This window comes from Pseudoalteromonas espejiana DSM 9414, assembly GCF_002221525.1.
Lineage (GTDB): Bacteria > Pseudomonadota > Gammaproteobacteria > Enterobacterales > Alteromonadaceae > Pseudoalteromonas > Pseudoalteromonas espejiana.
Genome location: NZ_CP011028.1, coordinates 2,771,247 through 2,778,090, shown reverse-complemented (window position 1 = coordinate 2,778,090; position 6,844 = coordinate 2,771,247). Strand labels below are relative to the sequence as shown.

At 40.1% G+C, this 6,844-nt stretch carries 9 protein-coding genes; 6 read left to right on the top strand and 3 right to left on the bottom strand.

Annotated features, from left to right (window positions below):
* Positions 1-235: 235 nt before the first annotated feature.
* The 3 genes from flgN to flgA form a co-directional block, all read right to left on the bottom strand.
* Positions 236-667 (bottom strand): flagellar protein FlgN, encoded by a 432-nt coding sequence (gene flgN / locus PESP_RS12715; protein ID WP_089348346.1) that lies wholly within the window; start codon positions 665-667, stop codon positions 236-238.
* Positions 660-983 (bottom strand): flagellar biosynthesis anti-sigma factor FlgM, encoded by a 324-nt coding sequence (gene flgM, locus PESP_RS12710; RefSeq protein ID WP_089348345.1) that lies wholly within the window; start codon positions 981-983, stop codon positions 660-662. Before flgM ends, flgN begins: the two co-directional genes overlap by 8 nt.
* A gap of 76 nt (positions 984-1,059) precedes the next feature.
* Complete coding sequence (flgA, locus tag PESP_RS12705; protein ID WP_089348344.1) at positions 1,060-1,767, bottom strand: flagellar basal body P-ring formation chaperone FlgA; 708 nt, start codon at positions 1,765-1,767, stop codon at positions 1,060-1,062.
* A 140-nt stretch (positions 1,768-1,907) separates the two neighbouring features.
* Here flgA and PESP_RS12700 point away from each other — a divergent pair, with 140 nt between their 5' ends.
* The 6 genes from PESP_RS12700 to flgE all read left to right on the top strand — a co-directional run bounded on the left by PESP_RS12700 (position 1,908) and on the right by flgE (position 6,801).
* Positions 1,908-2,840, top strand: coding sequence for a chemotaxis protein CheV (locus PESP_RS12700; protein ID WP_089348343.1), 933 nt, complete (start codon positions 1,908-1,910; stop codon positions 2,838-2,840).
* A gap of 21 nt (positions 2,841-2,861) precedes the next feature.
* On the top strand, positions 2,862-3,692 hold the full coding sequence (locus tag PESP_RS12695; RefSeq protein ID WP_089348342.1) for a CheR family methyltransferase: 831 nt from the start codon (positions 2,862-2,864) through the stop codon (positions 3,690-3,692).
* A 143-nt stretch (positions 3,693-3,835) separates the two neighbouring features.
* Positions 3,836-4,243 carry a flagellar basal body rod protein FlgB gene (flgB, locus tag PESP_RS12690; RefSeq protein WP_089348341.1) on the top strand — a complete coding sequence of 136 codons (408 nt, stop codon included), beginning with the start codon at positions 3,836-3,838 and terminating at the stop codon, positions 4,241-4,243.
* 5 nt (positions 4,244-4,248) lie between these two features.
* Entirely contained in the window at positions 4,249-4,680 is a 432-nt protein-coding gene (gene flgC, locus PESP_RS12685) for a flagellar basal body rod protein FlgC (RefSeq protein WP_004588016.1), read from the top strand.
* 13 nt (positions 4,681-4,693) lie between these two features.
* Positions 4,694-5,374 carry a flagellar hook assembly protein FlgD gene (locus PESP_RS12680; protein ID WP_089348340.1) on the top strand — a complete coding sequence of 227 codons (681 nt, stop codon included), beginning with the start codon at positions 4,694-4,696 and terminating at the stop codon, positions 5,372-5,374.
* A 59-nt stretch (positions 5,375-5,433) separates the two neighbouring features.
* Positions 5,434-6,801, top strand: a complete 1,368-nt coding sequence (flgE, locus tag PESP_RS12675) for a flagellar hook protein FlgE (protein WP_089348339.1) — start codon at positions 5,434-5,436, stop codon at positions 6,799-6,801.
* Positions 6,802-6,844 lie beyond the last annotated feature (43 nt).

Sequence of the window (6,844 nt, the reverse complement as noted above, 5' to 3'; positions counted from 1 at the left end):
ATAAAGGGCCCACTGCAATTATACATTGCAGTGGGCAGCAAAATTTTACTTACATTTTAAGTAGTGCTACTAGCGTACTTGAGGCTATTACAATTAAGTAAACTCGATTAGCGCAAGAGGTAATTACTTAAAAGCGGTTTATTACCCAGAGTATGCTTTATTAACTATCAACAAAAAAGCCCTTATTGAACATTCAATAAGGGCTTTTCTATAAAAAAATTTGAATAAAGTAAGGCTAGGCTTTCAAGTTGCGTACTAACTTGTTATCTGTATTTACCACGCTGCCACCTTGGTCGTATGTCATGCTAGTTGGTGCACCAATTAAAATCTCTTTAAGTTGTTTAACACTTAAATGAGCTTGGCGAGCTGCATGAGAGTTTACTTTATTTTGTTTTTGGCACTGCGCTAACTCTGTTTTAACTTGGGCAACAAGCTCATTCACTTCAGCAGAGTTCTCATCATTAGCAACAAAAAGTTTATTCAACTCTTTATCGAGCTTAGTTAACTTGGTTAAAAAAGACATTTTTTGTTGGGCAAGTTCTTTTAAACCTTCACCTCTGCGAGAGGCGATAACGGTAAGCTCTTCGTTTAATAGCGCCTGTAATGAGCCTAAGCAATTCACTTGCTCATTCAATTTTACGCTAATTAAACCGTTATGATCAGCCATAAACGTTAAACTCAAAATCAGCTAGGTTTTTAGTCAGCTTTTCTGCGTCAATTTGGTATTTGCCTTCAGTAATCGCTTTTTTAAGCTCAGCAACTTTTTCGCTGTCAAAGCCAGACGATTGTTGGGCTTTATCTTGCAGTGTTTTTAATTGCTGTGCTTGAGGCGTTAAGCTTACAGAATCGCTCGCCGCTTTTGGCGAAGGTGTTTGAGCTGCTTGCGTATTTGCAGCGGTATCTTTTTTTATATCAACGTGTTGCTGTTTTGCGTTTGAAAGCGCATTAGCTTGCTGATTACTACCATTAACTTGATTAACCATAATAATAAACCTGTATATTACCCAACTTATGCCAAGTTATCGGCATATACATAGGATACTTTAGTATAAATCGAAATTAAATATTTACTTGCACAGACTCTACACCATCTACCCGTGCATTCAAAATTTTCCCTGATTTTTTATTCTTAATTTGTACTTGCTCACCTAAAGTGCCATCTTCAAGCGCAATACCTGTGGTTTTAATCCTAAGTCCTTTAATACTAGCATAAATATTTACAGCATCACCCTTACAAACCATGCAAATTTGATTGAGCAAAACGGGCATACCGCTGCGTATATTTCGTTTACTGCGACTACCAATTAGCATCAAAGGGTCATCTAAATATTGCACTCTTACAAATTGCGAAGGCTTCATTTTCACGCTCAAATGAGACTTAGTAATAACTTCACCGCGCGCTAAGTTTGCATTAGCTACAACAACAGGTGCCATTTTGACTATCCTGACATGAACGTACTGCGTCCAACTTTGTGAATCATTACATTTTATTTGCACAGTCACTTGGCGCGTAAATGGAGGTTCGTTAGGTACTATTAACTCAGGCTCGTTTTTACATACTCTATCTGGAATTCGACTGTCTAGAGGAAGTGCTGTTATTTCGACATTTTTTTCTAATGGTACAGTTACGAGTTCTTCAATATGAGAAATAGCAATTTCCTGCAATAAATCTTTGCTAAACACTTTTGCATGCAAAGGTGTTGCTAAGCAGAGGCTGGCAAGAAAATAAAAAACACTGTATCTTCTGACTTTTTTTAACAAACTCATAATGTTTCGACTATGCTTATGGTTTCAAACAGGGTATAAATATTTTGCGTCAAAAAGTAGACGCTCCCGTGATGTTATGATGCTTTATAAACAGAAAGCAATTATCGTTCCGCATTACTTGTTTTCTTTAGGAGATTTGAATGGCAGGCATTTTAGACTCAGTAAACCAACGCACCCAGTTGGTTGGGCAGAACCGCCTAGAATTACTTTTATTTAAGCTCAGAGGGCGTCAGCGTTTTGGTATAAACGTATTTAAAGTAAGAGAGGTGTTGCAATGTCCGCCACTTACTAGCATGCCCAAATCTAATACGTACATACGTGGTGTTGCCCATATTCGTGGTCAAACTATCTCTGTTATTGATTTATCAATGGCTGTAGGTGGCCGCCCCATCGAAAACGTAAAAGACAGCTTCATTATTATTGCTGAATATAACCGTTCAGTGCAGGGTTTTTTAGTTGGCGGTGTTGAGCGAATTGTTAACATGAACTGGGAAAAAATAATGCCGCCACCGTCAGGTGCAGGGCGTTACTCATATTTAACAGCCGTAACCGAAATAGAAAACGAACTTGTTGAAATTCTCGATGTTGAAAAAATATTGAATGAAATTTGCCCAGTAAATACTGAGGTAAGCGCAGATTTAGCCGCCGATACTGAAATACAAAAAGATTTAGGTGAGCGCATCGTATTTATTGCCGATGACTCTGCCGTTGCTCGTAACCAAGTAAAACGTGCTCTTGAACCACTTGGTGTACAAACAGAACTGGCTAAAAACGGTAAAGAAGCCCTAATAAGATTAAAAGAAATTGCAGAGCTTGATTGTCAAAACGATATTACCGAACGTGTTGGCTTACTTATTTCTGATGTTGAAATGCCTGAGATGGACGGCTATACATTAACAGCAGAGATAAAAGCGGATCCTAAATTAGCGCCACTACATGTTATTTTGCATACATCACTCAGTGGTGTTTTTAACCAAGCAATGATAGAAAAAGTAGGCGCAGACGACTTTATAGCAAAATTTAACCCAGATGAGCTCGCAACTGCAGTAAAAAAATGGGTTCATTGTGATTAAACCAAAATAGGTGTTATTAACTTGAATAATAAAGATTTGCAGCAAAGTGAATACGACCAATTTCGCTCTTTTTTAGAGCAGCAATGCGGCATTGTACTAGGCGAAAATAAGCAGTATTTAGTAAAAAGCAGACTTGCCCCGCTGATGACTCGCTTTAATGTTGAATCTTTATCACAGTTGGTGAGTAAAACGCTTGGGCCTCATGAGCGTCAATTAAGAGCTGCCGTTGTCGATGCAATGACCACAAACGAAACACTCTGGTTTAGAGATCAATACCCGTTTGAGCTTTTAAAAAATAAGTTATTTCCTGAGTTTAAAGACTTACGCAGACCACTAAAAATTTGGTCTGCCGCCAGTTCATCAGGGCAAGAACCTTATTCTATAGCTATGTCGGTAGCAGAGTTTCAGGCAAATCAGCCAGGTGTGCTGCGCATGGGCGCTCAAATAACAGGCACTGACATCTCAAATACCATGCTCGATATGTGTAAAAACGCAGATTACGATGCACTAGCGCTAGCGCGCGGTTTATCTGCTGAACGTCGTAAAAAATATTTTATGGATAGCGGCAATGGTATGGCAAAAGTTGTCGACTCAGTTAGAAAACAAGTTAATTTTAGGCACTTAAACCTGCTTGATTCTTATGCGTTAATGGGCAAATTTGATATCATTTTTTGCCGTAATGTACTTATTTATTTTTCGCCAGAGGTGAAAGCAAAAATAATAGGTCAATTTGCGCAGGCGCTAAATCCTAAAGGGTACTTATTTTTAGGTGCATCGGAATCAATGACAGGATTAAGCAACGAGTTTGATATGGTTCGTTGTAACCCAGGAATTATCTACCAAAAAAAATAACAGCACTTCCTTCCTACTAAAAACGGCGTCCATTACGTCGTTTTTTTATTAATATACATACCTTTATAAAAAATAACTTTAATACCACACTAATGGCTTACTAATTGCTTTAACTAACGTAAGTCAATTTTTTGGAGAAAGTTATGGCTATCAGTTTTGATAAAGCATTAGGCGTGCACCCGCATGCAATGTTGATCCGTTCACAGCGGGCAGAAGTACTTGCCACAAATATAGCGAATGCTGATACGCCTGGCTATAAAGCAAAAGATATCGACTTTGCTTCAGCGTTTAAAGCGGCAAGGTCAACGCAGCAAAGCGGCAATACTATGGTTACAACCAATGAAAACCACATTGCCGGTGGTACCCGAAGTGTAGGTGGCTCTGAACTATTTCGTACTCCAAATCAAGGAGATACAGGCGATGGTAACTCTGTAGATATACAGGTGGAACGGAACTTGTATACACAGAATGCGATGGAGTATCAGGCCAGTCTGCAATTTTTAAGTAGTAGGTTTAAAGGCCTGAATAAAGCTCTCGGTAGTCAAGGATAATAATTATGAGTTTATATAACGTTTTCGATATTTCAGGCAGTGGTATGAGTGCGCAAAATGTGCGTTTAAATACAACTGCAAGTAATATTTCGAATGCTAATACAATTAGTTCATCTCAAGACAAAACATACCGAGCACGCCAACCTGTATTTGCTGCTGAGCTTACAAAAGCGTCTGCCTCAGCTAGCAACCCACAGGGCTCCGCAGTTGGTGTTAAAGTGTTGGGCATTGTTGAGAGCAACAAACCACTACAAATTGAATATAACCCTAATCACCCGAGTGCGGATGAAAATGGCTATATCTATAAACCCAACGTTAATGTTGTTGAGGAGATGGCAAATATGATCTCAGCCTCTCGCTCTTACCAAACAAACGTGCAAGTTGCCGATGCAGCGAAGCAAATGTTAAGCAAAACGCTGTTACTTGGGCAGCGATAACCGAGGGTAGGTTATGAGTAACGATATTAGTACCAGTTCATCCTATTTGGACTCTATTACTTGGCAAGACACCCAAGTAGCAACAACGGAAGAAGAAAGTGATGCGTTAACGCAAGAAGACTTCTTCTCTTTGCTAACTCAGCAATTATCGTATCAAGACCCGAGTAATCCGGCTGATAACGATCAGATGATTGCGCAAATGACCAATTTTACCATGGCCCAAGGGATCACCGATTTAAATACTAACTTTGAATCGCTTGCATCTTCTATGACTTCAAACTCAGCCCTGCAAGCATCAACGCTCGTAGGCAAGCAAGCGCTGTTAGAGTCAAATACGCTTGAATTAGGTGAATCTGGTGAGGCAAAAGGGTCTGCAGTTGCCGAAGAGGCAGTAGATAACCTTACTATTAAAGTCACTGATGCTTCAGGTCAATTAGTTAGAACTATCGACATGGGCACACAAGCTGCAGGAGCTGTTCGTTTTAGCTGGGATGGCAATAACGAGGCTGGCGAACGTTTACCTGAGGGTGAATACACCATTACTGCAGAGGGTAGTACCAACGGCGAGTTTTCAAGCTTACCGGTGGCAACATTCAAGAATATTGAAAGCGTTAATATTAACGGCTCAAGCGGCATTATTATTAACACTAAAGAAGGTGCGGTTAGGTTGACGGATGTCGCAGAGATCGCATAACCAATTAAAAGTATTTCGCCTGCTAGCAGGCTATTAGATTAAAACGTTAGAGGTGAATTATGAGCTTTAATATTGCACTTACAGGCCTAGCAGCCGCACAAAAAGATTTAGACGTAACGGCAAATAACATTGCCAACGTTAATACCACAGGCTTTAAAGAATCACGTGCTGAGTTTGCAGACGTATATGCAGCATCTGTTTTTAGCGCAGGCAAAACTAAAAACGGTGATGGTGTGCAAACAACCATGGTTGCGCAGCAATTTCACCAAGGGTCACTGCAATTTACTAACAACTCGTTAGATTTAGCGATTACCGGTGAAGGTTATTTTGCAATGACCGACGATATTTCGTCACAAGATTTAACTTACACACGTGCAGGTGCATTTAAGCTTAACCAAGATAACTTTATGGTTGACGCTAAAGGCAATTATTTACAAGCTTTTCCAGTCGACGAGTCTACAGGTGATACCACATCGGTTAGTTTAAGTACTACAAACCCGATTCAAATTCCGGACTCATCAGGTTCACCTCGCGCTACAGAGAACGTATTTTTATCGTTTAACTTAGATGCGACAGCTGATGCTACGGGCCTTGCTTTTGATCCTACATCTAGCGGTACGTATAACTCATCTACGTCAACAACGGTATATGACTCACTAGGTGAGCCACACATTCTTCAGTACTTTTTTGTTAAAAAAGAAGATGCAGCTGCAGGTGGTACAGACAACAGCTGGGAAGTATACGCTACGCTTGATGGTAAAGTGGTAGACGGTACATCTGGTGCAGAGCAAACAACTACACCATATAACCCTATTACCACACTTGGATTTGACTCAAGCGGTTTACCAGCAACGACAGGCGTCGATGTGAATACTACATCAACATTTAATGAAGTTAGTTTACCGGCAGGTGCAGGTACTGGTTTATCGTCAATGCTTGATAACGGAGCTACATTCCCAAGTCCAGGGATTGAACTAAACTGGCGTGATGAAAACAACACGGCAGGAAGAATACCAACACAGTATTCTAGTGGTTTTGAAGTAAAAGCACTTGATCAAGATGGTTCAACAGTGGGTCGTTTAGCGGGTATTGATATTGGTACAGACGGGAAAATTGTTGCCTCGTACAGCAACGGTGACTCAACGTACTTAGGCCAAGTTGCTATGGTGCGTTTTCCAAACTCTCAAGGCCTTTCACAAGTAGGCGATACCAGCTGGAAACAAAGCATTGACTCTGGTGAGCCAGTAGCAGGTGAAGCCGGTTCAGGTACTTTTGGTAGTATTAATTCATCTGCGCTTGAGCAATCAAATACTAATCTAACAAACGAGTTAGTTGATTTAATCACTGCCCAACGTAATTACCAAGCTAACTCACGAGCGCTTGAAGTTAACTCAACAATCCAGCAAAGTATATTGCAGATTCGATAAGTTAAACAAATTTTCACTTACTTTATTAGGCTGCATTTTTGCA